22 protein-coding genes, 1 pseudogene and 1 riboswitch are annotated in these 25,819 nt (G+C 56.5%); of the genes and pseudogenes, 13 read left to right on the plus strand and 10 right to left on the minus strand.

Going from position 1 to position 25,819, the window contains the following annotated elements; all coding sequences use genetic code 11:
- Window positions 1-8 precede the first annotated feature (8 nt).
- The 6 genes and pseudogenes from CPJ18_RS02945 to CPJ18_RS02970 all read left to right on the plus strand — a co-directional run bounded on the left by CPJ18_RS02945 (window position 9) and on the right by CPJ18_RS02970 (window position 6,691).
- On the plus strand, window positions 9-2,348 hold the full coding sequence (locus CPJ18_RS02945; RefSeq protein WP_103657002.1) for a glucose/quinate/shikimate family membrane-bound PQQ-dependent dehydrogenase: 2,340 nt from the start codon (window positions 9-11) through the stop codon (window positions 2,346-2,348).
- A 144-nt stretch (window positions 2,349-2,492) separates the two neighbouring features.
- A riboswitch (cobalamin riboswitch) is annotated at window positions 2,493-2,718 on the plus strand.
- A 259-nt stretch (window positions 2,719-2,977) separates the two neighbouring features.
- Window positions 2,978-3,937, plus strand: a pseudogene (locus CPJ18_RS02950) (ABC transporter substrate-binding protein); the annotation flags it as partial.
- Between the two features lie 3 nt (window positions 3,938-3,940).
- Window positions 3,941-4,960, plus strand: coding sequence for a FecCD family ABC transporter permease (locus tag CPJ18_RS02955; protein WP_103657004.1), 1,020 nt, complete (start codon window positions 3,941-3,943; stop codon window positions 4,958-4,960).
- Window positions 4,957-5,754, plus strand: coding sequence for an ABC transporter ATP-binding protein (locus CPJ18_RS02960; protein ID WP_103657005.1), 798 nt, complete (start codon window positions 4,957-4,959; stop codon window positions 5,752-5,754). The genes CPJ18_RS02955 and CPJ18_RS02960 overlap by 4 nt, the downstream gene beginning before the upstream one ends.
- Window positions 5,755-5,765: 11 nt before the next feature.
- Window positions 5,766-6,197: a pseudoazurin gene (locus CPJ18_RS02965; RefSeq protein ID WP_103657329.1), complete on the plus strand. Its 432-nt coding sequence runs from the start codon at window positions 5,766-5,768 to the stop codon at window positions 6,195-6,197.
- 182 nt (window positions 6,198-6,379) lie between these two features.
- Window positions 6,380-6,691: a hypothetical protein gene (locus CPJ18_RS02970; protein WP_103657006.1), complete on the plus strand. Its 312-nt coding sequence runs from the start codon at window positions 6,380-6,382 to the stop codon at window positions 6,689-6,691.
- Window positions 6,692-6,721: 30 nt separating this feature from the next.
- Here CPJ18_RS02970 and CPJ18_RS02975 read toward each other — a convergent pair whose 3' ends face one another.
- Window positions 6,722-7,738, minus strand: coding sequence for an NAD-dependent epimerase (locus CPJ18_RS02975; RefSeq protein WP_103657330.1), 1,017 nt, complete (start codon window positions 7,736-7,738; stop codon window positions 6,722-6,724).
- 13 nt (window positions 7,739-7,751) lie between these two features.
- Window positions 7,752-9,059 (minus strand): UDP-glucose dehydrogenase family protein, encoded by a 1,308-nt coding sequence (locus CPJ18_RS02980; RefSeq protein WP_077120564.1) that lies wholly within the window; start codon window positions 9,057-9,059, stop codon window positions 7,752-7,754.
- 235 nt (window positions 9,060-9,294) lie between these two features.
- Here CPJ18_RS02980 and CPJ18_RS02985 point away from each other — a divergent pair, with 235 nt between their 5' ends.
- Window positions 9,295-10,509: an adenylate/guanylate cyclase domain-containing protein gene (locus tag CPJ18_RS02985; protein ID WP_153366708.1), complete on the plus strand. Its 1,215-nt coding sequence runs from the start codon at window positions 9,295-9,297 to the stop codon at window positions 10,507-10,509.
- Window positions 10,510-10,671: 162 nt separating this feature from the next.
- A complete protein-coding gene (locus CPJ18_RS02990; protein ID WP_103657007.1) occupies window positions 10,672-11,559 on the plus strand; it encodes a DMT family transporter in 888 nt (295 codons plus the stop codon).
- Between the two features lies 1 nt (window position 11,560).
- Here the strand turns inward: CPJ18_RS02990 and CPJ18_RS02995 are convergent, their stop codons facing one another.
- Together CPJ18_RS02995 and putA are read right to left on the minus strand one after the other, a co-directional pair.
- Window positions 11,561-12,463: a LysR family transcriptional regulator gene (locus CPJ18_RS02995; protein WP_103657008.1), complete on the minus strand. Its 903-nt coding sequence runs from the start codon at window positions 12,461-12,463 to the stop codon at window positions 11,561-11,563.
- 111 nt (window positions 12,464-12,574) lie between these two features.
- Entirely contained in the window at window positions 12,575-16,258 is a 3,684-nt protein-coding gene (gene putA / locus CPJ18_RS03000; protein ID WP_103657009.1) for a trifunctional transcriptional regulator/proline dehydrogenase/L-glutamate gamma-semialdehyde dehydrogenase, read from the minus strand.
- A gap of 154 nt (window positions 16,259-16,412) precedes the next feature.
- Here putA and CPJ18_RS03005 point away from each other — a divergent pair, with 154 nt between their 5' ends.
- Window positions 16,413-16,883: an Lrp/AsnC family transcriptional regulator gene (locus tag CPJ18_RS03005; protein ID WP_103657010.1), complete on the plus strand. Its 471-nt coding sequence runs from the start codon at window positions 16,413-16,415 to the stop codon at window positions 16,881-16,883.
- Between the two features lie 48 nt (window positions 16,884-16,931).
- On the opposite strand, the gene CPJ18_RS03010 is transcribed toward CPJ18_RS03005, so the two are convergent.
- Together CPJ18_RS03010 and CPJ18_RS03015 are read right to left on the minus strand one after the other, a co-directional pair.
- On the minus strand, window positions 16,932-17,498 hold the full coding sequence (locus tag CPJ18_RS03010) for a sigma-70 family RNA polymerase sigma factor (protein WP_077105873.1): 567 nt from the start codon (window positions 17,496-17,498) through the stop codon (window positions 16,932-16,934).
- Window positions 17,498-17,698, minus strand: a complete 201-nt coding sequence (locus CPJ18_RS03015; RefSeq protein WP_077105833.1) for a NepR family anti-sigma factor — start codon at window positions 17,696-17,698, stop codon at window positions 17,498-17,500. Before CPJ18_RS03015 ends, CPJ18_RS03010 begins: the two co-directional genes overlap by 1 nt.
- Window positions 17,699-17,838: 140 nt before the next feature.
- On the opposite strand from CPJ18_RS03015, the gene CPJ18_RS03020 reads away from it, so the two are divergent.
- Both CPJ18_RS03020 and CPJ18_RS03025 read left to right on the plus strand, forming a co-directional pair.
- Window positions 17,839-18,633, plus strand: a complete 795-nt coding sequence (locus tag CPJ18_RS03020) for a response regulator (RefSeq protein ID WP_077105832.1) — start codon at window positions 17,839-17,841, stop codon at window positions 18,631-18,633.
- A gap of 110 nt (window positions 18,634-18,743) precedes the next feature.
- A complete protein-coding gene (locus CPJ18_RS03025) occupies window positions 18,744-19,739 on the plus strand; it encodes a sensor histidine kinase (RefSeq protein WP_103587985.1) in 996 nt (331 codons plus the stop codon).
- A 251-nt stretch (window positions 19,740-19,990) separates the two neighbouring features.
- On the opposite strand, the gene CPJ18_RS03030 is transcribed toward CPJ18_RS03025, so the two are convergent.
- Entirely contained in the window at window positions 19,991-21,694 is a 1,704-nt protein-coding gene (locus tag CPJ18_RS03030) for a sensor histidine kinase (RefSeq protein WP_103657011.1), read from the minus strand.
- A gap of 249 nt (window positions 21,695-21,943) precedes the next feature.
- Here CPJ18_RS03030 and CPJ18_RS03035 point away from each other — a divergent pair, with 249 nt between their 5' ends.
- Window positions 21,944-22,492, plus strand: coding sequence for a PRC-barrel domain-containing protein (locus CPJ18_RS03035; RefSeq protein WP_103657012.1), 549 nt, complete (start codon window positions 21,944-21,946; stop codon window positions 22,490-22,492).
- Window positions 22,493-22,570: 78 nt separating this feature from the next.
- On the opposite strand, the gene galE is transcribed toward CPJ18_RS03035, so the two are convergent.
- The 3 genes from galE to CPJ18_RS03050 form a co-directional block, all read right to left on the minus strand.
- Window positions 22,571-23,554 (minus strand): UDP-glucose 4-epimerase GalE, encoded by a 984-nt coding sequence (galE, locus tag CPJ18_RS03040; protein ID WP_103657013.1) that lies wholly within the window; start codon window positions 23,552-23,554, stop codon window positions 22,571-22,573.
- Between the two features lie 128 nt (window positions 23,555-23,682).
- Complete coding sequence (locus CPJ18_RS03045; protein ID WP_103657014.1) at window positions 23,683-24,102, minus strand: hypothetical protein; 420 nt, start codon at window positions 24,100-24,102, stop codon at window positions 23,683-23,685.
- 9 nt (window positions 24,103-24,111) lie between these two features.
- Window positions 24,112-24,453, minus strand: coding sequence for an ElaB/YgaM/YqjD family protein (locus CPJ18_RS03050; protein WP_077105826.1), 342 nt, complete (start codon window positions 24,451-24,453; stop codon window positions 24,112-24,114).
- 224 nt (window positions 24,454-24,677) lie between these two features.
- Here CPJ18_RS03050 and nspC point away from each other — a divergent pair, with 224 nt between their 5' ends.
- Window positions 24,678-25,775, plus strand: coding sequence for a carboxynorspermidine decarboxylase (nspC, locus tag CPJ18_RS03055; protein ID WP_103657015.1), 1,098 nt, complete (start codon window positions 24,678-24,680; stop codon window positions 25,773-25,775).
- The last annotated feature ends 44 nt before the right edge of the window (window positions 25,776-25,819 follow it).

Here is a 25,819-nt window from a genome sequence, read left to right on the forward strand (position 1 = left end):
GGCTTTTTATGGCAGTGACATCAACTGCAGTCATCCTGACGCTTATTGGACTAGCAATTTTTGGCTTTGGATCTCAGCTCGTGATGCTGGGCGGAAGCTTTTATTATGCATTGGCAGGTATCGCATTCGTGGTCACTGCCGTTCTTCTGTTTAAGAGAAACAAAGCGGCACTGCACTTCTATGCCGCTTTCGTGGTCGCGACATTGTTGTGGGCCCTATGGGAAGTCGGCTTCGACTGGTGGCAACTCGGCCCTCGTGGCGGTTTCATCATCCTGATTGGCATGTGGCTTTTGATGCCATGGATCAGAAAGCCGCTCGGCTTTACCAGTCCGACAGGCACCTCTTACGGTGCGAATGCGGTTCCGTTACTGACGGCTGTGCTGGTTTCGGTCGGTGCCGCAGCGTTTGCCATGACCCAGGACCCGCATGATCTGGAAGGCAATCTTCCCAGCGAGATCGTTACGGCGGCTCCATCCTATGGAAACGACGTTCCTGATGGTGACTGGCACCAATATGGCCGGACATCCTACGGTCAACGTTATTCGCCGCTGACGCAGATCAACGCGACAAATGTCAGCGGATTGAAAGAAGCGTGGCGCTATCAAACGGGCGACGTCAAGTTGCCCGATGACGTGGGCGAGACGACCTATCAGGTGACGCCCTTAAAAGTCGGCAATTCGCTTTATCTCTGCACACCGCACAATTGGGCCATCGCGGTGGACGCTGCGACCGGCAAGGAAAAGTGGAAATACGATCCTAACGCCGGAATGAACCCCGACCGCCAGCACCAGACCTGCCGCGGCGTGACATATTATGCCGATCCGGCAGCTGAAAGCGGTGCCTTTTGTGCCGCTCGAGTTTATCTGCCGACGTCAGATGCCCGTCTCATCGCACTCGATGCGGCGACGGGCCAGGTCTGCACGACTTTTGCCGACAAGGGTACTCTTCGTCTGACGACCGGCATGGAGCATAATCCGGCTGGTTACTACTACTCGACATCCCCACCTGCTATTGCGGGCAACAAGATCATCATCGGCGGTGCCGTCAACGACAACTACTCGACGCAGGAGCAGTCCGGCGTCATCCGTGCGTTTGACGTTGCGACTGGTGCTTTGATCTGGAACTGGGATTCGGGAAACCCTACCCAGACCCGACCGCTTCAACCGGGTCAGACCTATACGACCAACTCTCCCAACAGCTGGTCGGTATTCAGCGTCGATGAAGCGCTTGGGCTTGTTTACATCCCCTTGGGAAATCAGGTTCCGGACCAACTCGGTATGGGTCGAAGCGAGAATGTCGAGAAATATTCATCGTCCATCGTCGCGCTGGATGTAAACACCGGGCAGGACAAGTGGGTTCGCCAGTTCGTGCATCACGACCTCTGGGACATGGATGTTCCGGCGCAGCCTGTGTTGCTCGACATTACCAAGAAGGACGGACAGACGGTTCCGGCCCTAGTTGGCCCAACCAAACAGGGCGACATCTATGTTCTGGACCGCCGCAGTGGCGAGCCTATTCTGGCTGTGACGGAAGAAAAGGCTCCCGGCGGTACGATTCCGGAAGATTTCAGCGCGCCGACGCAGCCGACATCCGCTTTGTCGTTCAAGCCTGATCCGCTGGTTGAAAAGAACATGTGGGGCGTTTCCATGTTCGACCAGCTGGCCTGCCGCATCAAGTTCCACCAGCTGAATTATGAGGGTCGCTATACGCCGCCGTCGCTGAATGGGTCTCTGATTTATCCCGGCAACTTCGGCACATTCAACTGGGGCAGCGTTGCGGTTGATCCAGAGCGTCAGGTGATGTTCGGCATGCCGACCTATCTGGCCTTCACGTCGCAACTCGTTCCGCGCTCTCAGATTCCGCCACGCGGTCAGGATGAAAAGGGCAGCGAGCAAGGCCTGAACCGGAACGATGGCGCGCCTTATGGTGTCTTTATGGGGCCATTCCTTGGGCCATTGGGTGTTCCGTGTCAGGCTCCGCCATGGGGCTATGTCGCAGGCGCTGATCTGCGCACCGGTGATGTGGCCTACAAGCACAAGAACGGCACCGTCTATGACATGACGCCGCTGCCACTGCCGTTCAAAGTGGGTGTTCCCGGTATCGGCGGACCGATGATCACCAAGGGTGGCGTCGCGTTTCTGGGGGCTGCGGTCGATAACTACCTGCGCGCCTACGACCTGACATCCGGAAAACAGCTTTGGGAAGCGCGGCTTCCTGCTGGGGGTCAGGCAACGCCGATGACCTATGCCATGGACAATGGCAAACAATATGTGGTGATGGTTGCAGGCGGACATGGTTCGGTCGGCACCAAGCCCGGTGATTACGTCATCGCCTATACGCTGCCTTAAAAATCTATCGAAAAGTCGATGTCGGAATGGCCGGGAAAATCTTTCCGGCCATTTTTCGTTGTGCCTGCCCGCAACATGAATTTGGGACTTGCGATAAAATGTAATAACATTACAAAAGCAATGCTTGACGACTCGTTTCCAATACGTCTATCTGGTTGTGACGGTTTCGAGCGAGTGATCGCAAGAAATAATAGGGAATGCGGTGCGAGCCTTCGGGTTTAATGCCGCAGCTGCCCCCGCAACTGTAAACGGATTGTCCAACCCTTTGGCGCTTTCACAAGCGTCATGCCACTGCGAAGCAATATCGCGGGAAGGTGGGTGAAGACGCAAATCCGTGAGCCAGGAGACCTGCCGTCATAAGTTCATTCCAATTCACGGGCGGGGATGCCCGGAGCAGGAGACGTCGTGATTGCATCTTGCGCACCTCAGCGCCTTATTCCATCTGCCATGTCCCGGTTTCAGATCGTCCTAGTGCTGCGTGTTGCGGACTGAAGGTCTAAACATGTTCATACAAGGCTGCCTTGTGCCGCCCATGACGATCGGGGACTATCGAAAAAATGACATTCCATTTCAAAAAGACAATGTGTGCTGCGGCTTTTGTTGTCGCGACAACGTGCGCATCCATGCTTTCGGCACAAGCCGCTGAAACAACCTATCCTCTGACGATCAAGAATTGCGGTCGGGACGTAACCTATCCGCATGCGCCGCAGCGCACCGCATCGCTCGGCCAGAGCACTACGGAAATTTTGTATCTGCTGGGTCTCGCTGACAAGGTTGTTGGTACCGCCGTATGGATTGGCCCTGTCATGAAGGGATATGAAGACGCCAATGCCAAGGTCAAGCGCCTTGCCGATAACGACCCCAGTTTCGAAAGTGTTCTGGCCACTAGGCCTGATCTCGTTACGGCGCAGTTTCAGTGGCATGTCGGCCCCGAAGGCATCGTTGCCAAGCCGGAGCAGTTCGAAGAGCTGAACATTCCCGTTTACACCTCGCCCGCCGATTGCACCGGCAAGGACAATTCGGGCGGTGGTGATGGCGTGCGTCATTCCGTCTTCACCATGGATCTGATCTATCAGGAGATCACTGAACTCGCGCAAATCTTCAACGTTCAGGACAGGGGCGAAAAGCTGGTTGCCGATCTCAAAGCCCGTGAAGACGTGGCGCGCAAGAAGATCGCGTCTGCGGATGGAAAGCTGTCCGCCGTCTTTTGGTTCTCCAGCGCAGAGCTGGACATCGATCCCTATGTTGCCGGCACCAATGGTGCACCCGGCTACATCATGTCTGCGCTCGGCATCAAGAACGTGATCGACAGCGAAGAGGAATGGCCAACGGTCGGTTGGGAAACCATCGCCAAGTCCGAACCGACTTTGATTGTGGCCGGTAAGATGGATCGTCGGCGCTTTCCGGCAGATGACGTCGTCGTCAAGGAGAAGTTCCTCAAGGAAGACCCCGTTACGAGCCTCATGCCTGCGGTTAAACTGGGCCACGTCGTCGCCATGGATGCGCAGGCGATGAACCCGACAATCCGCACCATCGAAGGCATTGAAGTTCTGGCCGACGCCGTCGTCCAGCTTGGACTATCCAAGTAAGTCATGGGTGCATGTTTCACCCTTGCCCGTGTCGCCTTGCTGGCGGTCGGGTGCCTCGCGCTTGCGCTCTGGCTCGGTGCTGCCATTGGCGAGACATCCATCCCCATGGATGTCGTCGCCAAGACGGTTGCGAACCGTGTGTTCCATGCGGGTTATCCGCTGGATGCCATCGATGAAGGCATCATCTGGAACTACCGCCTCAGCCGGGCGGTGGTCGCCGCCTGCTGTGGTGCGGCATTGGCAATGTCCGGCGTCGTCCTTCAGGCACTTCTGCGCAATCCATTGGCTGATCCTTACATTCTCGGCATTTCAGCGGGTGCTTCCACCGGGGCGGTCAGTGTTGCCATTCTGGGGTTCGGTGCCGGCATGCTGACCATGCCACTGGGTGCCTTTCTGGGTGCGCTTGTGGCATTTGCCTTGGTCAGTCTGCTTGCCCTGCGCGCAGGTCGTGGAAACAGTGCGATCATTCTGGCCGGCGTCGCGGGCTCACAGCTGTTCAATGCGGTCACGTCTTTCATCGTCACCAAGGCCGCCAATGCCGAGCAGGCGCGCGGCATCATGTTCTGGCTGCTCGGCAATTTGTCAGGGGTGCGCTGGCCGGACGTATGGCTGGCTCTGCCGGTCACCATCATCGGCTTTGCAGTCTGTCTCTGGCATGCGCGCGCACTGGATGCGTTCACGTTCGGCGCGCAATCAGCCGGGTCTCTCGGCGTACCGGTTCGGCGCGTCTACATCGTCCTCACCGGAGTATCCGCGCTGATGACCGGTATCATGGTCAGCATCGTCGGCTCGATCGGCTTTATTGGGCTCGTCATTCCGCATGCGGCGCGCATGATCGTCGGCATCCGCCATGGGCGTTTGCTGCCCGTCGCTGCGCTGACGGGTGCCATGTTCATGATCGCTGCCGACATCTTGTCGCGCACCATTATCGCCGGGCAGGTTCTGCCCATTGGCGTGATTACCGCCTTGTTCGGCGCACCCGCCTTTGCGCTCATTCTCAGCCAGCGCAGGAGGGCGATATGATACTTGTCGCCAAAGATCTGTGCTGGTCTGCCGGTGGGGTCGACATCGTCAAAAATGTCAGCCTTGAAATCAAGCCGGGCGAGTTTCTCGGTATCGTCGGGCCTAATGGCTCCGGCAAGACAAGCCTTATGTCGCTTCTGTGCGGTCTCAGGAAAGTGGGATCGGGCGAAGTCAGTCTCGATGGCAAGGCAATGCAGAGCCTGAACAGGCGCGACGTCGCGCGACATATTGCATTCGTGGAACAACAGGCGGAAACGCAGGAGCGGATCAACGCGCGTCAGGCTGTGGAGCTTGGTCGCACGCCGCATATTGGCGCTCTATCGCCATGGTCGGCGCAGGATGATGCCATCGTGGACCAGGCGCTGCGGGATGTTGACGCCGACCATCTCGCCAAGCGCATGTGGCATACGCTGTCGGGCGGGGAGCGGCAGCGCCTGCATATCGCCCGGGCGCTGGCGCAAAAGCCCGACATCCTGCTTCTGGACGAGCCGACGAACCATCTCGATATCGGCCATCAGATCGCGCTTCTGCACCTTGTGCGCAAACAGCGACTGACTGTTGCCGCCGCCCTTCACGATCTCAACCACGCGGCCATGTTCTGCGACCGTGTCGCCGTCATGAAAGGCGGCAACCTCGTTGCCCTCGGCAAGCCATCCACCGTGTTTACCGTCGATCTGATCGGCGATGTCTTCGGTGTGGCGGTGGATGTCGAGCGCGAAGATGGCGACATCTGCCATATCCGCTATCGACCGCCCCGCGATGAGACCCTATCAACAGACAGGACGACAAAATGAGCTTTGTTCGCATGCTTTCCGCCACCGTGTTTTTCACCTGCCTCGCCATCTCTCCGGTGCTTGCAGAAACATTCGAGGTGAAGATGCTCAATCAGGGCGAAAAAGGCTCGATGGTGTTCGAGCCGGATTTTCTGGCATTGAAGCCGGGTGACACGGTCAAATTCATCGCTACCCAGAAGAGCCACAATGCCGCGACCATCGATGGCATGGTGCCGGAGGGCGCGACCGGCTTCAAAGGCAAGATCAACGAGGAGATCGAGGTCTCGTTTGATCATCCCGGTTTTTACGGCATCAAATGCTCGCCGCATTACGGTATGGGCATGGTGATGCTGATTAAGGTCGGCGAAGCGATGCTCCCGGAAAGCTACAAATCGGTCAATCATCCCGCCCGTGCAAAACCGCGTTTCGATGCGCTGTTTGCCGCTGCCGAAGGCAAGCCCTGATCCTTGGATTTGGCCGTAATGAGTTGGCGCATCCGTTTTCGGTTGCGCCTCTCTTGAATTGAGCAGACGGCCTCCCACATCTGGATCAACCCGCTGGTCCGGGCCCCTCTGGTGAAAGTCTCGGCGCTTTCACGATGTCGGACCTTTTCCGATGTCTTCGCCGAGTGTGCAGAGGTTAGCGCATGATTTCCGATATTGCCGCGTGGTTCATCACGCTTTTCGTTCTCAATCCAATCCAGGCTGATGTGCAGGAGCGTATGCAAGGCGTCAACGCGTCGGCGCAGTCCATTCAGCAATCCCAGCAATGTATTGCGGCGCAGGGCCCAAAGCTGCTCCAGCGTGCCGGTGAAGACCCATCTTGGGCGATCGCCACTGCGGCAGGGTATACGCTCGGCTGGACTTCACCCATGCAATTGCTGGATACGAGCGATCCGAATTGCGCCGAACTCACCCGCCTGTTGCAGGCCGGTGAGGGCGAAGAGGCCAATAGCTAAATTCTATCGGACATCCGGCAGCCTGAGAGATCAGGCCTTGCCGGATTGCCAGTTGCGATACCATTCCACAAAGGCGGCAACGCCCGTTTCGATAGTGATATCAGGCGCGTAGCCGGTCAGTGCTCGCAGCAAATCCGGCGAGGCGAAAGTGCGCGGCACATCGCCCTGCTGCATCGGCAGCATATTGCGGATGGCCTTCTGGCCAAGAACGTCTTCCACCGTTTCCACAAAGCGCATCAGTTCCACCGGCTGGCCGCCGCCAATATTGACGACGCGGAACGGCGCGTGACTCGACAACGTGTCGGTCACGCCCTCTTCGGTCACGCGGTTGTCTTCCGATGGCGCGATGTGGCTCAGCCGCACGATGCCTTCGACCAGATCATCGATATAGGTGAAGTCACGGCTCATCTTGCCTTCGCCGTAGATGTCGATGGGCTGGCCCTTGAGGATTGCATCCACGAATTTGAACAGCGCCATATCAGGGCGTCCCCACGGGCCATAGACCGTGAAGAAACGGAAGGCCGTCGTCGGCACCTTGTGCAGATGCGCGTAGCTATGCGCCATCAGCTCCATGGACTTCTTGGTGGCGGCATAGATCGTCATCGGCTCGTCGGCCTTGTCGCTTTCTGCGAAAGGCACTTTTTCGTTGGAGCCGTAGATGGAAGAGGTAGAGGCCAGCAGCAGGTGCTTGGGTTGCAACGTCTTTGCCAGTTCCAGGATGTTCCACGAGCCGATCAGGTTCGAGTTCACGTAGTCCTTCGGGCAGTCGATGCTGTAGCGCACACCTGCCTGTGCAGCGAGATGGATGATCACCTCGGGCTCAGCAAGGTTTGCGGCGCGGTTCAGCGCATCGGCATCTTCCAGCATTCCGATCTGGGCTTTGAAACCGTTGGATCGGGCTAGAATGGCATGGCGTTTTTCCTTGAGCGCGATATCGTAATATTGCGTCATTCCGTCAAAACCGACGACGAAATGGCCATCATCCAGCAGTCTTTTTGCCAGATGAAAGCCGATGAAACCTGCTGTGCCGGTGATCAGATATCGCATGTTTTCGCCTAGCTTATAATGAGCGGCCGATGCCGGCATAGGTGAAGCCGTGAGCCGTGACTTCGTCCGGACGATAGATATTGCGCAGATCCACCAGCACGGGTGACGCCATGATCGACTTCAGCCGGTCGAGATCAAGCGCGCGGAACTGGTTCCACTCGGTCACGATCACCACCGCGTCGGCATCCTGTGCGGCCTCGTATGGGCCGGTCGCATATTCGATGCCCTCCATCAACGGGCGCGCATTGACCATGCCTTCTGGATCATAACCCGTTACCTTTGCGCCTGCGTCCTGCAAGGTCTGGACGACGGCAATCGCCGGGCTGTCGCGCATGTCGTCCGTGTTTGGCTTGAAGGTCAGGCCCAGCACGGCAATCTTCTTGCCTCTGATATCACCACCCACGGCGGCAATGACCTTGCGGCCCATGGCGCGTTTGCGCGTATCGTTGACCGCAATCGTCGTCTCGATCAGGCGGACCGGGCTGTCGAAATCCTGTGCCGTCTTGGCCAATGCCAGCGTATCTTTCGGAAAGCACGAGCCGCCATAGCCGGGACCGGCATGCAGGAACTTGGCCCCGATGCGGCCATCAAGGCCGATGCCGCGCGACACGTCCTGAACGTCCGCACCGACCTTTTCGCAAAGGTCTGCCATCTCGTTGATGAAAGTGATCTTCATGGCCAGGAAAGCGTTGGCGGCGTATTTGATCAGTTCGGATGTACGGCGTGTGGTGAACAGCAACGGTGACTGATTGAGATAAAGCGGGCGGTAGACTTCCGTCATGACAGGTCGGGCGCGCTCGTCGGACAGACCGACGACGATGCGGTCAGGACGCTTGAAGTCGTCGATGGCAGCCCCTTCACGCAGGAATTCCGGGTTGGAAACAACGGCGATATCTGCGCTTGGATTCTCCTCGCGGATGATGCGCTCAACCTCATCACCAGTCCCGACAGGCACGGTTGATTTGGTGACGATGACGGTAAAGCCGGTAACGGCTGCGGCAATCTCACGGGCCGCGGCATAGACGTAAGCAAGATCCGCATGGCCATCGCCACGGCGCGATGGTGTGCCAACCGCGATGAAGACGGCATCGGCATCTGCGACGGCGCTTTTCAGGTCGGTGGTGAAGCACAGGCGGCCAGCCTTGGCATTGCTGGCGACGATCGCATCCAGGCCCGGCTCGAAAATCGGGATTTGGCCGTTTTTCAGGGCTTCGATCTTCTCAGGCATCTTGTCGACGCAAATAACGTCATGACCGAAATCGGCAAAACAGGCACCTGAAACAAGCCCCACATAACCAGAGCCAATCATTACAATACGCATCAAAAGACCTTTCGGGATCAAAGCTGGCGACAAACTCACCGGCCGCACGTGCGCCAAACAGCATTTTGGCTAGGTGTTTATCCGCCTTCGCTGCCGGGGCCAAGCGTAGAGCCTGTTTTCAACGGAAGATTTCACGAAATTGTTGTAAATGAAGCTGATACCAAGGCACCGCAGGGCTTGTGAAGCGTTCATCCAACATATCTTCTGCTGCTTATTCCAGGGAACATCGTCATCCATGATCCAGCAATCCAGCCTTTCGGAAATTTCACTCTGGCTTTCGCAGCAAGGCTATGAAGGGGTCGCTGAAGAAACGCTGCTTTCCGGTTTTTGCGAGCGTTGCAATTCGGCAGGCATCAGCATTTCCTCGGCGCTGATCCTGATGGATACGCTGCACCCGGATTTCGAGGGTCACGCCTTCCGCTGGGACAGCCACGACGTTTTCGAATCGTCCAGTGTCTATGATTTTACCGATGATGGAACGGCGCGCGAGGCTTGGGAAAGCTCGGTGTTTTTCCATCTCATCAAAGAGAATGCCGATGAGGCGCGGCATCGGTTTTATCTCGGTGAAGACACGAAATTTCCAAAGCTCTCCGAACTGAAGCAAGCTGGACATACGGATTATCTGGCGGCGATCCATCGTTTTACGGATCGCGGGAGCATCGGTGAAATGAATGCCTTCTATTCGCACTGGCTGACGCGGCACCCGGAAGGCTTTCATGATGATGAGCTTGCCGCCCTGCGCCTGCTTTTGCCGACGCTTGCGCTGGCCTTCAAGGCCGCATCCTGCATGCGCATCATCGGCACGATCAGCGATGTCTATTTGGGCCGCGATGCGGGCCGCAAGGTCATGAGTGGCACGATAACCCGTGGCGAAGTCGAACGGATCGATGCTGTCCTGTGGTTTTCCGATCTGCGGGATTTTACCGGCATTTCCGACCGGGCACAGCCGGACCAGATCATTCCGTTTCTCAACGACTATGCCGGTCTGGTTATCGATGCGATCCACGCCCATGGCGGCAGCGTGCTGAAGCTGATCGGTGACGGGGTGCTGGCCATCTTTCGCGATGCCGATCAGAGTTCGGGATGCGCTGCGGCACTTGCGTCGGAAATTACGATGCGCACCAACCTGACCGTGCTGAACAACCGGCGACAGCAGGAGGGTCTGCCGACAACGGATGTCTATCTCGGCTTGCATGTGGGGGAGGTGTTCTACGGCAATATCGGCAGCCGCAACCGGCTTGATTTTACCGTGGTCGGACCTGCGGTCAACATGGTCAGCCGCATCGGCAGCCTGTGCAGCTCGGTTGATCGGGACACGGTGATGTCCCGCGAGTTCATGGCCATGTGTCCGGAAAACATGCGCGGCTTCATGGTGTCGATAGGGCGTTATGCTCTGCGTGGCTTTGCCAGGGCGCATGAGCTCTACACCATCGACCCGGAAATGTGCTGAAGGTCGACAACGAAACGAAATCGAACGGTTTTTCCGTTTTCATACCTTGTGCCACTTTGATGTAAGGCGTAGCCAGAGGTGGGGGCTATCGTCACATCACCGTCTTGCACGCATCTTTTCGATGTCGGACGGTTGCCTGTTCTCCGTTCAGGATCGGTTGCCATGCAAAAAGGTTTTCTACTGGGGTTGCTCGCCTATGCCAGCTTTTCCTGTGGAGACGCCACCATCAAGTCGCTGGGCTCTCAGGTCAGCGTCTTCGAGATCGGCTTTTTCAGCATCCTCTCATCGGCATCTCTCATTTTCTTTCTAAAGCCGAAGGAAGAACGCTGGCGCCACTTCTGGCGCATGAGCAGGCCGTGGGCCGTGCATGGGCGTGCGATTTCAGGCCTGTTTGCGGGCATTCTTGGCATCTATGCGTTTACCAGCGTGCCATTGGCCGAGGCCTATGCGCTGATTTTCCTGTCGCCGCTTTTCGTCACCATTTTGTCGGCGCTGGTGCTGAAAGAAGATATCGGGCTTTGGCGCTGGTCTGCGGTCATGGCAGGCATCGTCGGGGTGTTGCTGGTGGTGCGACCCGGCTTCAAAACGCTAGAACTTGGGCATTTCGCAGCCCTCTGCGTGGCATTTCTCGCAGGGCTCACCATCGTTCTTCTTCGGTCGCTTGCGGGGCGGGAAAAGCGCACGTCGATCATGGGCGTGCTGATCACCTACGGCCTGACATTCAATGGTATCCTGATGATACCTGATTTTCAGGTTCCGACGCTCAACCAGATCGGTGCCTTTATCGTCATCGGCATGTGTACGGCTGTGGGGCAGATAACCCTACTGACGGCGACGAAAATTGCGCCTGCCAGCCAGATCGCGCCATCTCACTACTCCCAAATCCTATGGGCCGTCGCCATCGGTGCATCCTTCTTTGGCGAATATCCGGACAGGCTTGCAATTTGTGGTCTGGTGGTTATCGCCTCTGCCGGATTGCTGACGATGATGCGCGAAAAAATCCGTCTTGGCTTCGTGCGCTGGAACCCGTTTTTCCGCAACAGGTTGTGAGCTAGAGGGTCTGGCCGACCTGCTCCAGCAGCCAGTTTTGAAACGCACGCGCCAGGATATTGTCCTGACGTCCCTCGGGCAACGCGATGTAATAGCTGTTTTCGGTGGTTAGCGGCACGTCGAAGACGACGTTCAACAAGCCCGATTTCAATTCGGTTTCGATCAGATAACGCGGCAAAAGCGCAAAACCCAAACCGCTGACAGCGGCTTCGATCAGCATGGAAAACTGGTCGAAACGGCTGCCGCGATAGGCACTGTCCGATGTCAGCTTGTTCATCTCGAACCATTCCGTCCATAGCTTGGGGCGTGTGGTCAGGTGCAGGAGCGGTCCCTCCAGCATATCGGCGTGTTTTTCCAGGACTTTGGACGCCAAAAGCTGTGGACTTGCCACGGGCACGATGACCTCATTGCACAGAAATGTGCAGGTGCCGTGGGCCCAGACTGGCTGACCGTAATGGATGGCGATATCGAAGCCTTCCTCGTCGAAGTCGAAGGGTTGTGCGCGAGAGCCCACCGTCAGCACCGTGTTCGGGTGCTTTACCATGAAGTCGTGCAGGCGCGGGGTGAGCCAGCGGCTGCCGAAGGTCGGAAGCGTGGCGATGGACAGCAGCGCGCTCGATGAGCCAGCGGTGACGGCTCGCACCATCAATTGTTCGGATTGATGCAGCAGTTTCTGCACATCAGGCAGGAACTTGCGCCCCGCATCGGACAGCACGACGCGGCGGCGAATGCGCTCGAATAACAGCATGCCGGTCTGCGCTTCCAGATCGCTGATCTGGCGGCTGACGGCGCTTTGTGTGAGGTTGAGCTCTTCGGCGGCGCGCGTGAAATTTCCGTGCCTTGCAGCGCATTCGAAAGCCTGCAAGGTCACGATATCAGGAACCAGCCGTCTGCGTGTGTCCATTCCCGTCTCGCATCAACCTACACGCTTTCTCGGTTGAAAGCAGCTCTCAAACCCGTACATGATCGGGAAAGAGAATGAAACGGAAATTCCAGCGCGGACAGGAAGCTGCCATCAGCCGATCGACATCAGGCTTGCATTGCCGCCAGCCGCCGTCGTGTTGACGCTGACGGAGACTTCTTCCAGCAGCCAGTTCAGATTGTAGGGCTGGTCACTTCCCTGCAATGCGTCGCTGGAGGCCGCCTGAACCAGGACAAGCGGCCCTGCAAGCCGCGCAATCTGGGCGTTTACCTGTTTCACGCGTTCCGCATCACCTTCCACCAGCGCACCGGCATATGGCCCGGATTTGCCCCAGTCGTCCGACCACGCGATGTGCGCTGCGACGCTGGATGGCAGTCCGCCGAGTTCCGTTTCCAGACCTGTCTGCTTGTCGATTGCAACCGTATTTCCGGTTGCTAAAGCTGCTGCCAACTGACGGAACAATCCCTGTGCAGTAAGTGGAGCCAAGAGGACGTGACCACGTGGATGCAAAGCATAAAGGTTGCGCTCGCCCACCGGGCCTGCCAGTTCCGTTTCGAAACCAAGGCCCGAGAGTTGGGACGAGAGGCGAGCCATTTCTGCCGCTGCCTTGTCGCTCTTGGTTTCCAGCCAGTTGGCGAAGTCGTTGACAGCAGTGTCGTTCTGCTGGCCCTTGCGCTCAACGGTCGGCGCATTTTTTGTCAAACGTCCAAGATAGAGCGGGCCGCCAGCCTTGGGGCCGGTGCCGGAAAGACCACGCCCACCAAAAGGCTGGACGCCGACGACAGCGCCGATGATGTTGCGGTTGACATAAAGATTGCCCGCTTTGATGCGTGAAAGGACATGCGCAATTGTCGTATCGAGACGCGTGTGCAGGCCGAAGGTCAGGCCATAACCGGTCGCGTTGATGTCATCGATCAGACGATCCAGTTTTTCGCGCTTGAAGCGGATGACATGGAGGACGGGGCCGAAGACTTCGTGTTTGAGGTCGGACAGCGACGTCAGCTCGATGATCGTCGGCGGCACGAAAGTACCCTTGTCCGTCTCACCGGAGGGCGTGATCTGCTCTATGCGGTTGCCCAGCGCACGCATGGATTCGATATGCTTTTCGATGTTGTCCTTGGCTTCCAGGGTAATGACCGGGCCGACATCCACCGATAGCCGATCCGTTCTGCCGATGCGCAATTCGTGCAAGGCACCTTTCAGCATGGTCAGCGTTCGCTCAGCCACATCGTCCTGAAGGCAGAGAACGCGCAGTGCCGAGCAGCGCTGACCGGCACTGTCGAAGGCGGATGCGATGACATCAGCCACCACCTGTTCGGCCAGTGCCGAGGAATCCACGATCATAGCGTTCTGGCCACCGGTTTCGGCGATCAGCGGAATGGGCTGGCCATCGTTAGATACCCGCGCTGTCAGTTGTTTCTGAATGAGGCGGGCGACCTCGGTGGAGCCGGTAAACATTACGCCTGCGGTTTGCTTGGCACCCACCAGCTGCGCGCCGGTTTGGCCATCGCCCGGCAGAAGCTGTACCGCATCTGCGGGAACGCCAGCCTCATGCAGCAGGCGAATGCCCTCTGCGGCAATCAGCGGCGTTTCCTCGGCAGGCTTTGCCAGAACCGGGTTACCGGCAACAAGTGCCGCAGCCACCTGGCCGATGAAGATCGCCAGCGGGAAATTCCACGGGCTGATGCAGACGACGGGACCTAGGGCCTGTTGCTGCGGACCAAACGTGCTGCGGGCTTCGGCTGCATAATAGCGAAGGAAATCGATGGCCTCACGCACTTCGGCAATGGCGTTGGGCGCGGATTTTCCAGCCTCGCGCATGATGAGGCCAAGCAGCGTTGGCAATTTCGCCTGCATCAGATCGGCAGCCTTTTCCAGGCAAGTAGCGCGATCCTCCACGCTGGTCTGTGGCCATGTGGATGCCGCTGCGGCTTCCAGTGCCTTGGTGACATCGTCCTCGGTCGGTTCGGTAACGAAGCCAACGACATCATTGCGGTCACCCGGGTTGAGAACGGATCGTGTAGAACCCGTGGCATGTGGTGATGCGGCTTTCCATTCGGTCTCAGCACTTGCCGAAAGGGCCTTGCCGAGCGCGGCGAGCGTCTCTTCATTGGCGAGATCCAGCCCCGAGGAATTCGTCCGAGCGCCATAGAGATTGGCCGGCTTGGAAATCTTGTCATGCTGTGCGCCCGGTATCGGCATGGATTTCACCACGGCGACCGGGTCCTCCAGAAGAGAGTCGACGGCAACATTCGGGTCCGCGATGCGGTTGACGAAAGAGAAGTTCGCACCGTTTTCCAGGAGGCGGCGCACGAGATAGGCCAGCAGCGTTTCATGGGTTCCCACCGGTGCGTAAAAGCGACAGGGGCGGTCGAGATTGTGTTTGCCGACGACCTCGCTGTAAAGCGGTTCGCCCATGCCATGCAGGCACTGGAACTCATAATCACCTATTTTGAACTCTGGACCGGCCAGATGATAAATCGTTGCCAGAGATTGCGCGTTGTGGGTCGCGAATTGTGGGAAGATGACGTCCCTGTTAGCGAGAAGTTTAACGGCGCAGGCGATGTAGGAGACATCCGTATGGACCTTGCGGGTGAAGACGGGGAAGTCTTCCAAGCCATCCAGTTGCGCCCGTTTGATTTCCGCGTCCCAATAGGCACCCTTGACGAGACGCACCATGATGCGGCGGTTCGATCTGCGAGCGAGGTCGATGATATAGTCGAGCACGAAAGGGCAGCGGCGGCTGTAAGCCTGCACGACGAAGCCAAGGCCCTGCCAGTTGCCCAGTTCCGGGTCCAGCGCGATGGATTCCAACAGATCGAGCGACAGCTCCAACCGGTCGGCTTCCTCGGCATCGATGTTGAGGCCGATATCGTAGCGCTTGGCCAGCAACATCAGGGATTTTACGCGCGGCAGAAGCTCATCCATCACACGCTGGGCCTGCGTACGGGCATAACGTGGATGCAGCGCAGACAGCTTGATGGAAATGCCGGGGCCGCCATAAACGCCGCGACCGGCGGAGGCCTTGCCGATGGCGTGGATCGCCTGTTCGTAGTCACGGTAATAGCGCTCGGCGTCCTTGGCCGTGGTCGCAGCTTCGCCCAGCATGTCGTAGGAATATTGAAAGCCCTTCGCTTCCAGTGCTTTGGAGCGGCTGATCGCCTCGCCGATGGTCTGGCCGGTGACGAATTGTTCGCCCATCATCCGCATGGCCATATCGACACCACGGCGGATGACCGGCTCTCCGGCGCGGGAAATGAGTTTGGTCAGCGCTGAGGAAAGACCCTTGTCGTTGACGGTAGACGTCAGCTTGCCGGTGATGACCAGCCCCCAGGTCGCAGCGTTGACGAACAGCGAGCGACCTCCGCCGAGGTGGGACCGCCAGTCGCCGGTGGCAATCTTGTCGCGGATCAGGGCGTCGCGTGTGGCAGCATCGGGAATACGCAGCAATGCTTCGGCAAGGCACATCAGCGCCACGCCTTCCTGGCTTGAAAGCGAATATTCCTGCACCAGCCCCTCGACGCCGGTACCTTTCGCCTTGGAGCGCAGGGCTTTGACCAGCTTGCGGGCAGTGTTGCGAATTGTCTCGCCCTGTTCAGGGGAAACAGTTGCCGCTTCCAACAGTGTTGCAACACAATCGGGCTCGGCAAGGCGGTAGGCGGCCGTTATGGCTTTACGCATAGCGCTTTGCGGTCGCACCGGCGGTGCGAAATCGGTGAAAACGCCGTCCGTTTCGTTTGCTTGTGTCGTGGTAAGCCCAGCTAGATTTTCGGCCATCGGTCCGGTCCCTGATATCGGTCACGAGCGATGTCTATTCCAGCGCTCTTTTTCGCAGATCAGAATATCATTGCTAGCAAAATTGCTATGGTCCTATTTTAGCGATATATCAGGGCAAAATGACTTATAATCGGCATCAACAGAGGTCAATCGGATGGCTAAACCATCAGAATCAGGTGATCTGGATCACTTTGATCTGAAGATACTACAAGCGATGAGCGAGGATGGGCGTATGTCCATCCTGCAACTCTCCAGGCAAGTCGGGCTTTCGAAGACACCATGTCAGACACGGCTCAAACGCCTGGTGGATGAGGGCTATATTCTCGGCTTTCGCGCCATGCTCAATCCGGCCAAGCTGGGGCTGGAGCATATTGCGTTCACAGAAGTCAAACTATCGGACACGCGTGAAAAGGCGCTGGAAGAGTTCAACACGGCGGTGCGCAAGATCAAGGAAGTGGAAGAGTGCCACATGATTGCGGGCGCTTTCGATTATCTGCTGAAGGTACGCACGACAGACATTCGGAAATACCGGCTGGTGCTGGGCGAAAAAATCTCCAGCCTTCCATGTGTGGCCAACACATCGACGTTTGTCGTCATGCAGTCGGTAAAAGATGTCGGAATATGAAAACGGCGCTGCCGTGAGGCAACGCCGTTTCAAATCTGAGCAAAGTGTTTAGCGAATTGCTGCTGCAGCAGTGACAGCGGCAACCTGGGCATCAGGCCCGAACTCGTTTTCGTCCTGGATACCAAGCAGTTCCTGCAGACGAAGACGCGCACGGCTCACACGGCTTTTGATCGTACCAACGGGGCAACCGCAAATCTCTGCAGCTTCCTCATAAGCAAAACCGGAGGCACCGATCAGGAGAATCGCTTCACGCTGATCTTCCGGAAGCTTTGCAAGAGCAGTCTTAAAGTCCTGCAAATCCACGGAGCCATGCTGTTCCGGTGGCACGGACAGCCGGGACGTGTAAACGCCATCCGTGTCCTGAACCTCACGGCCGGATTTTCTGATCTGGCTGTAGAATTCATTGCGAAGGATCGTCACCAACCACGCTCGCATATTGGTGCCCGGCTGGTAGCTTTCCTGCTTCGCCCAAGCCTTCATTATCGTATCCTGTACGAGGTCATCGGCGCGGTCGCGAGAGCGAATGAGGGAAATGGCGAATGCTCGTAGATTGGGAAGGGCGGCCAGCATTTCGCGCTTGAAATTGTGTTCGTTCTTGCTCGAATCTGTTTCCATCATCCCCTCGAAGCTTTTGCGTTATTTTCAGCTTCGTCGAGCTTTTCGAGCAGATCGAGAAATTTGTCTGGAATGCCCTCGTCCTGAACGGCATCATACAGTTCTCGTAATTTACGCGAGATGACGGCTCTACCCGAGTCGGAAACCGTCGGCGACGTTCCCTTGTCAGATGGATCCTGATCCGATTGAAACATATTCATGATTTCCGGTATTCGTTAGGTTATGCCCGTAGTAATGCACGACTAAAAAAATAGTTCCAACCCACTGGAACTATTTTTTGAACGCCGCGTTTTTTCCATTAGGTTTGCGTTGCAAGCCGCATGATACAGGGGAGAATTCCATGTCAGTTTCTACACGCATCGCACCGCATCTGCCTTACCTCCGCAGGTTTGCCCGTGCCGTTTGCGGTTCACAATCGACAGGTGACGCATATGTTGCCGCCAGCCTTGAAGCCTTGATCGCAGATGTGAGCATTTTTCCGCAGACAAGCAGCGATCGCGTTTCACTTTACCAATTGTTTGTCTCGATCTTTAGTTCCGTGACGATCAACATCAAGAGCGACGAAAACCTGACTGGCTGGGAAAAGCGCGCATCCGCCAATCTTTCTGCGGTCCCCGCAGTTCCGCGTCAGGCATTCTTGCTAACAACCGTTGAAGAATTCTCCATCGCCGAAGTTGCCGAAATTCTGCGCGTACCCGAACCGCAAGTTGGGAAGCTCATCGATGAGGCCGCCTCTGAAATCGCCCGCCAGGTCGCGACCGACATCATGATCATCGAGGACGAACCTCTGATCGCGATGGATATTGAGCAGATGGTGACCGATCTCGGCCATAACGTGACCGGCATTGCACGCACACACAAGGAAGCGCTCGAGCTGTTCCACCGGACACAGCCGAAGATGATCCTCGCGGATATTCAGCTTGCAGACGGAAGCTCCGGTCTGGAAGCAATGAAGGAAATTCTTCAGATGACCACGCTGCCTGTCATCTTCATCACGGCTTTCCCGGAACGCCTTCTCACAGGCGAGCGTCCTGAGCCGACCTTCCTCGTCACCAAGCCATTCAACCCTGACATGGTAAAAGCCCTCATAAGTCAGGCTCTGTTCTTTAATGAAAGTTCACGTGTCGCAGCTTAAGTGACGCTGGATTGAAGAGATTTTGGAACCCGGGTTCTTACCCGGCGTTCAGGTCTGCATGTTTGCTCGAACAAAGCGACCTTGATCGCCGTACCCGTTAGGAGACCATATTGCATCGGCTGGCGTGGCATAATGCGGGGCGAGATGAGGGCGACCTTCACGATTCACTCGTGCTTGCCCTGTTGGACTCTGATGAGACGGTCATGCTTCAGGACCGCGACAAAGAATATATCTTTATCGCAAACCTGCCAGACGTCTGGAGTCTGCCGACTGAAACCGACGAGGAGCCGAATGATGTAACGATGTTCGGCAAGGACCTCGCTACCCGCCTGTCGGATTTGAAGAAAGATCTGACATCGGCAGGAAGCAGGGGCATGCTGGAGGTGAGTGCGGGCAAGGACCGTGTCTTTCAGTTTCACGTCTACTCCACCGTCAACATGTCCGGACAACGCGTTCTGAAAACGACGATCAGAGAGATAACGGTTGAGCGAAGGCGAGAGCAGTTGCTCCGCTCACTGTTGCGCGAAGTCAGTCATCGCTCCAAAAACCTCCTCGCCATTATCCAGAGTCTCTCGTCCCAAACAGCGCGGTTCAGCCTGACGAAGGACGACTTTTTGCGCAAATTCAGGGGGCGGCTGCACGCATTGGCGCAGTCCCAGGATTTGATAACGGATTCCGATTGGCGCGGTGCCGAGATTTTCGACTTGCTGAAACAGCAGGGAGATCTCTATCTTCCGGAATACCCGCATCTGATCCAGATGAAGGGCGAGAACCTTCTTCTCAATCCCAATGGCGCTTTATATGTGGGGCTGGCCTTCCATGAACTGGTCGTCAACACGATCAGCCACGGGGGAAATCTGTCGCAACACCTGCCGTTGACGCTCGATTGTCGCAAAGACGGTGAGTTTTTCGAAGTGCGCTGGGTGGAGCCGCTGGGCGGAAGCGGTGCATCTCAGATGCCTGCCGATTCGGACAAGAGAAGCAATTTCGGAAGTGTGGTTTTGGAAAAGGTCGTGCCCGCTGCATTGGGTGGTGAGGCCACATACAAGGTCTCTGCCGATAGCATCGATTACTTCTTGAGATTTCCCGCTCCGCTGCCGACCTGAATCCTCACCTCGTAAAGCCGTTCAGCAAATTGCGCAGCCGCATAGACGTGCGGCTTTCTCTGCTTATGCATACTTGCGATGAATTACGGCGCAAAGCCCAACAAAAAAGCACGGCTCCGTAGAGCCGTGCTATCTATGGCAGGTTTTCAGGGGCAAAACCTGCGTGCGCCAAGCCTCAGGCGGGGACGGGGAGTGGCTTGGCTTGTTTTAAAAACGCAGGTCTCGAAACTTGGTTCCAAGCGGTTTCAATTTTAATTCGGGACGGCCGTTTTTTTTCGAGCGAGAAAATGATGCGTGGGTGCCGTAAGGGTCCAACGAAATCCATGAACCGTATAATCCGTTGAAATGGTTGCGGAAAATGAACTTTCTGCATGACGTTTCGTAATGGTTGTGCCGAAACCGCTTCGGGTCGGAGGAACGGCGGGCGGCCCGCCGACATCTTTCCAGCGGATGGTCAGCTGATCACGATCACCGTCGATCTCACGATCCCAAAAGAGTTCGACAGTGCCTGTGGCCGCTGACAGCGCACCGTATTTGATCGAGTTGGTCGCCAGCTCGTGAATGATGAGACCCAGATTTTGTGCAGCTTCCGGTGACAGCATGAAGTCTTGTCCGGCGAGCTTGACCTGATCTATGGCGCTTCCGAAAACCTTCAGATGCGTTTCCAGCAATTTGTGTATCGGCAGGCCCTGCCACTGAACCTCTGATAGTGCGCTGATCGACATCCCCAAACCACGGAGGCGGTGTTCTACCTCCTTTTGAAAATCGGCAACGCTGGTGTTTTCGCGCGCCAGCTGGCGCATCATCGCCTGAACCAGCGTCAGCATGTTCTTGGAGCGGTGTACTAGTTCGTGCAGGATGAGGTGGGTGCGGTCTTCCGCCTGGCTGCGATCGAAGGACGCGTTGGAAAGCGCAATGGCGACCTGGTTGGCTTCCTTTATCTTCGTGTCGATTGGCGACACGATTTCGCCCTCACCAATCCGCTTGGCCATCTCGACCAGTTCGCGTATCGAGCCGCGCATCTGTCTGCCGACCAGATAAGCGCCGGCAATAGCAATGAGAACCAGGGCAAAGCTGCCGGTTATCATCTTGCGCCAGGTGCTTGCCAATGCGGACTGGCTGTTGTCGGCTGGTCCCCAGATGATGGCTTTCCACGACCACCCCGGCAGCTGCGAGTAGGCATATATGGTACCGTCGTCATCTTCAAAGCTGCCGCTGAACGCCCGGATTTGATCGCTTGCCAAGGTTTGGGAGAAAGTGGCTCCGGCTGCGATTGTCTGCGGTGTGCTGGATGCCACGACGCGATTGTCTCCATCCAATATCGCTATCGTCCAGCCCGGCGGGAGGCTTTCCGTCGAAATCAGCCCCATCAAATCGCGGGCATTCTGCGTCATGATCAGCGCGTCACCCGCAGCAGAGAGTGCTGATGGCAATGGGCGCATGACGTTAAAGACCCATTCCTTGCTGGTATTGCCATAAAAGATGTTGGACACCACGGTCCTGCGTCCGGAAATGACGTCTGAAAGCTTGATCGCGGGCGGCACATTCCCGAGGGGCTGGTCGAGCGGCACGCGGCTGTTTAATCGCTGTTTGCCGTCGGCGGTTGCGATGATGACGTATAGACCTTGCTTTTGGAGGCTATCACTCACACGCTTGTGAAACGCCGCGAGGTCTCCATCCTCCAGCTCTGGAAACTGCGAGAGCAGATTGAGGGAGGTTGCCATTTCCTGCAGACGGCGGTCGATGTTGCGGCTGACCGCACGCGCATCTTCCATGGCCTCCCTTTGAAGGTCGCCCCGTTCGTCTGCCTCCAGCTTCAACATCAAATAGCCGACGAATATAATCAATGGCAGCGTGATAACCGTTGTCATAACAACGAGATAGACACTAATAGGCGCGGTTGGAAAAAAACCGGCAAGGCGCTGTCGTAGTCTCGGTATGATATTGTTCTGCATTGTCTCGCGGGTTTTTACCGGTGCTCAAATCATATTGGCATACCACAGAATGGCTCAAGCCTCGGTCCTTCGCAATCCCATAATGTGCCCGTTTATCCGCCACTTCTGATAGCCATTTGTGCCTTCAGGTGCCTAAAAAAACATCGGAACCAATTTCCTTCCTGCGCCGTTTGCAAATCAACAGGCTCACACAGAAACGGATTTACCGTCGGGAGCCAGTTGAAATTGACACCACAAGGAAGGTACGAAATGAAAAAGACACTCACCATGATCGCCACAGCCGCTCTCTTGGGTTCCACAACATTCGCACCAATTGCTATGGCACAGGCCACAGCGCAGCCCGCACCAGCGGCTCCAAGTGCGACTGCCCCGGCAACGACAGCATCGCCAGCTCCCTCGGCATCCACGGGTGGTGCATATCTGACGGAGCAGGCTGCAACGCAGATCAGCGCCAATGATTATATCGGCAATGCAGTCTACACCTCGACCGATGAAAGCATCGGTAGCGTGACCAACCTCATTCTCCAGGAAAATGGCGGCATCGTCGCAGCCGTTGTGGGCGTCGGCGGGTTCCTGGGCATCGGTGCCAAAGACGTCGCCGTTCCCATGGACAAGCTGACCGTTACGCGTGATGCGGCAAATGGCACAGTGCGTCTGACAACGACTGAGACCGCAGAGTCTCTCAAGGCTGCTCCCGAATTCGTCACGATGAAGGATAAGAAGGCCGCTGAAGGTTCTGCCGCACCAGCAACAAATTCCACGACGGGCGGCGCAACGACCACTGCGCCCAAGCCATAATACGGTTACCTGGGAGAGGAGCTATGAGAGTGGTCTCATAGCGGAAACACCGGTCCATTTGGACCGGTGTTTTTTTGTTTAGATGCTGGCGTTTCGTGACGAGTGCCAACGCCAAGCCGAGCGGATGATATCAGTCAGCGTATATTGCGGCTCCCAACCCAGGACTTCCCGTGCCTTGTCGTTGTTGGCAACGAGAGTGGTGGAATCGCCTTCGCGGCGGTCCGCATATTCTACGGGGAAGGGGCGGCCCGAGACTTCGGAAATCGTGTCGAGCAATTCCTTGACTGTCGTCCCGGTGCCGCTGCCGAGATTGAGTTCGACTGTCTCGCCACCATTCAGCAGATAATCGACGGCACGAACATGGGCATCGGCCAAATCCAGAATGTGGATATAGTCACGCACACAGGTGCCATCTCTCGTGTCGTAATCCGTGCCGAACACTTTGAAGCCTTCGCGACGTCCCAATGCAGCCTCGATGGCAAGCGGAATGGCGTGGGTCTCAGGCTTGTGCCACTCACCGATACGCCCCTCGAAGTCAGCGCCGGCCGCGTTGAAATAACGCAGCATCACAGATTTCAGACCTTTATAGGTGCTGTAGTCCTTCAGTGCCTGTTCCACCACCCATTTGGTGCGGCCATATGGATTGATGGGAGCCTGTGGGTGAGTTTCGTCCAGGGGCACGCGTTCCGGCAGGCCGTAGGTTGCGCAAGTGGAGGAGAAAACAAAGGCTTTGACGCCAGCGTCCATGGTCGCAGACAAGAGTGTCAGCGCGCCGGTGACATTGTTATCGTAAAAAGCGACGGGATTTTTGACCGATTCGCCGACTTCGATCAGCGCTGCAAAATGCAGTACAGCTTCCGGCTGATGTTTCGCGAAGACTTCGTCCAGCCGCTTACGGTCGCGAATGTCGCCCTGTTCGAAGGGCCCCCAACGCACGAATTCTTCGTGGCCATTGGAAAGATTGTCGAAAACGACGGGTTCATATCCGCGTTCGGCCAATAACAGGCAGGTATGGGAACCGATATATCCGGCACCGCCGACAACAAGGACTTTCTTCCGCATCCAACATTCTCTCCGTTAAAAGACGTGTTGGCAAACTGCCTAACATTTTGTCGGCAGAAGGGCAGCGGGAATTTGTTGCGGATGAAAAAGAAAGCCGCCTTCTGGTTGAGGCGGCTTTCGGTATTGGGTTACTTCTTTTTCAGGATCGTCGTTCGCGTGGCAACATAACCTAGCGCAATCGCCGCCAGTAATGTCACGTATGGCCGCGTCTGAAGGACACTCGAGGCCATGGTCTGCGCGGCAATCGGTGCAGCCGCCAACGGCAAAACAGGTCTCATTGCATACCGTCTTGGTCTGCGAGCGATCGCAAGGCTGACGAGCATGATAACGCCGAGCAGAAATGCGATCCCTGCAATCACCAGAGCCGCAGGACCGGCACCCAGTTCTTTTGCCAAATAGATCGAGCCACCGATAATGGCTGCGATGAAAGCGATGGCAAAGAAGATGCCCGCCAAGGTCCACAATAATAGAGTGGACTTGATACGGCGGGTCACTAACTGGCCCTCGCGCTGGGTGTCACCAAGATAAAGCAGCAGCGTTTGAAGCATGTTGCTGCCTTATTTACGGGTGACGAGAGCGAGAAGGAAACCTGCCGCGACAGCGATACCCAACGACTGAAGCGGGTTCTTCTGTACCTGATAGGTGAGGTTGTCGTTGATGGACTGGATTTCGTTGCGCACGGTTTCGACGGTTTCTTCGCCAGCGGCGTAAGCGTCATCTGCAACACGTGAAGCACGGGCCTTGACCTCATGCGAAACGCCAGCTCCCAGCGCCTTTACGCTACCAGCGAGATTTGCCAGGTCTTCGCGCAACTGTGCGAGCTGCGCAGATACTTCTGCTGCATCGCCGCTTTCAAGAGTTTCACGCACTTTGTCTTCCACGTTACGAACCGTCGCCATGATTTTTCCTTTGCTGAAATGATGTCCAAACGCCGTGTCTACGGCTCACGCGTAAGTTCAAAACGTGCCGCTCGGGGTTTGGTTCCGCTGTTTGCGCGGCCAGACATAAAAAACAGCCTCAGTGCAGAATCTGTGCTGCGGGTTTGTTTTCCTGTCACAAGCATCATATAAGGCCCGTCTCAAGACGCGACCTTCTCCCATCCACGACAAGATGTGACCGACAAATGCTGCAAACGCCATATTACCTGATCGACAAGACGAAGCTTCTCCGCAACATGGAGAAGATTGCCTATGTGCGCGAAAAATCCGGTGCCAAGGCTCTCTTGGCGCTGAAGTGTTTCGCAACATGGTCCGTGTTCGATTTCATGTCGCAATATATGGATGGTACGACATCGTCTTCGCTCTACGAAGTGCGCCTGGGTCGCGAGAAATTCGGCGGTGAAACGCATGCCTATAGCGTTGCCTATGCCGATTACGAGATTGACGAGGTCATCTCGAACGCTGACAAGATCATCTTCAATTCCATCGGTCAGCTGGAACGCTTCGCCGACAAGGCGTCTGGCATCACGCGCGGGCTGCGCCTCAACCCGCAGGTCTCCTCTTCTACCTTCGATATCGCCGACCCGGCGCGCCCGTTCAGCCGTTTGGGCGAGTGGGATGTTGCAAAGGTCGAAAAGGTCATGGACCGCATTTCCGGCTTCATGATTCACAACAACTGTGAAAATGGCGATTTCGATCTGTTCGACAGCATGTTGTCGCAGATCGAGGACAAGTTCGGCACGCTTCTGGCGCGTGTAGAATGGGTCAGCCTCGGTGGCGGCATTCACTTTACCGGGGACAATTACCCGCTCGACCAGTTCTGCGATCGTCTCAAGGAATTCTCTGAAAAATACGGCGTTCAGGTCTATCTGGAACCCGGTGAAGCCTCTATCACCAAGAGCACGACGTTGGAAACAACGGTTCTCGATACGTTGTTCAACGGCAAGAACCTTGCAATCGTCGACAGCTCGATTGAGGCGCATTTGCTGGATTTGCTGATTTATCGCGAAACCGCCAAGGTATCGCCCAATGAGGGTGATCATTCCTATATGGTCTGCGGCAAGTCCTGCCTTGCCGGCGACGTGTTTGGCGAGTTTCGTTTCGAAAATGAATTGAAGGTGGGTGACCGCGTCTCCTTCCAGGACACGGCCGGTTACACCATGGTCAAGAAAAACTGGTTCAATGGCGTCAAAATGCCGACCATTGCCATCAAGGAACTGGACGGTTCAATTCGTGCCGTCCGTGAATTTGGCTTCGCCGATTTCGAGCAGAGCCTGTCTTAAAGCACTCAAACACACTCATCCCTGCGGGGATAAAGGGGGCATCA

Origin of the sequence: Agrobacterium rosae (assembly GCF_002915175.1) — a bacterium.
GTDB classification, from domain to species: Bacteria; Pseudomonadota; Alphaproteobacteria; order Rhizobiales; family Rhizobiaceae; genus Agrobacterium; species Agrobacterium rosae.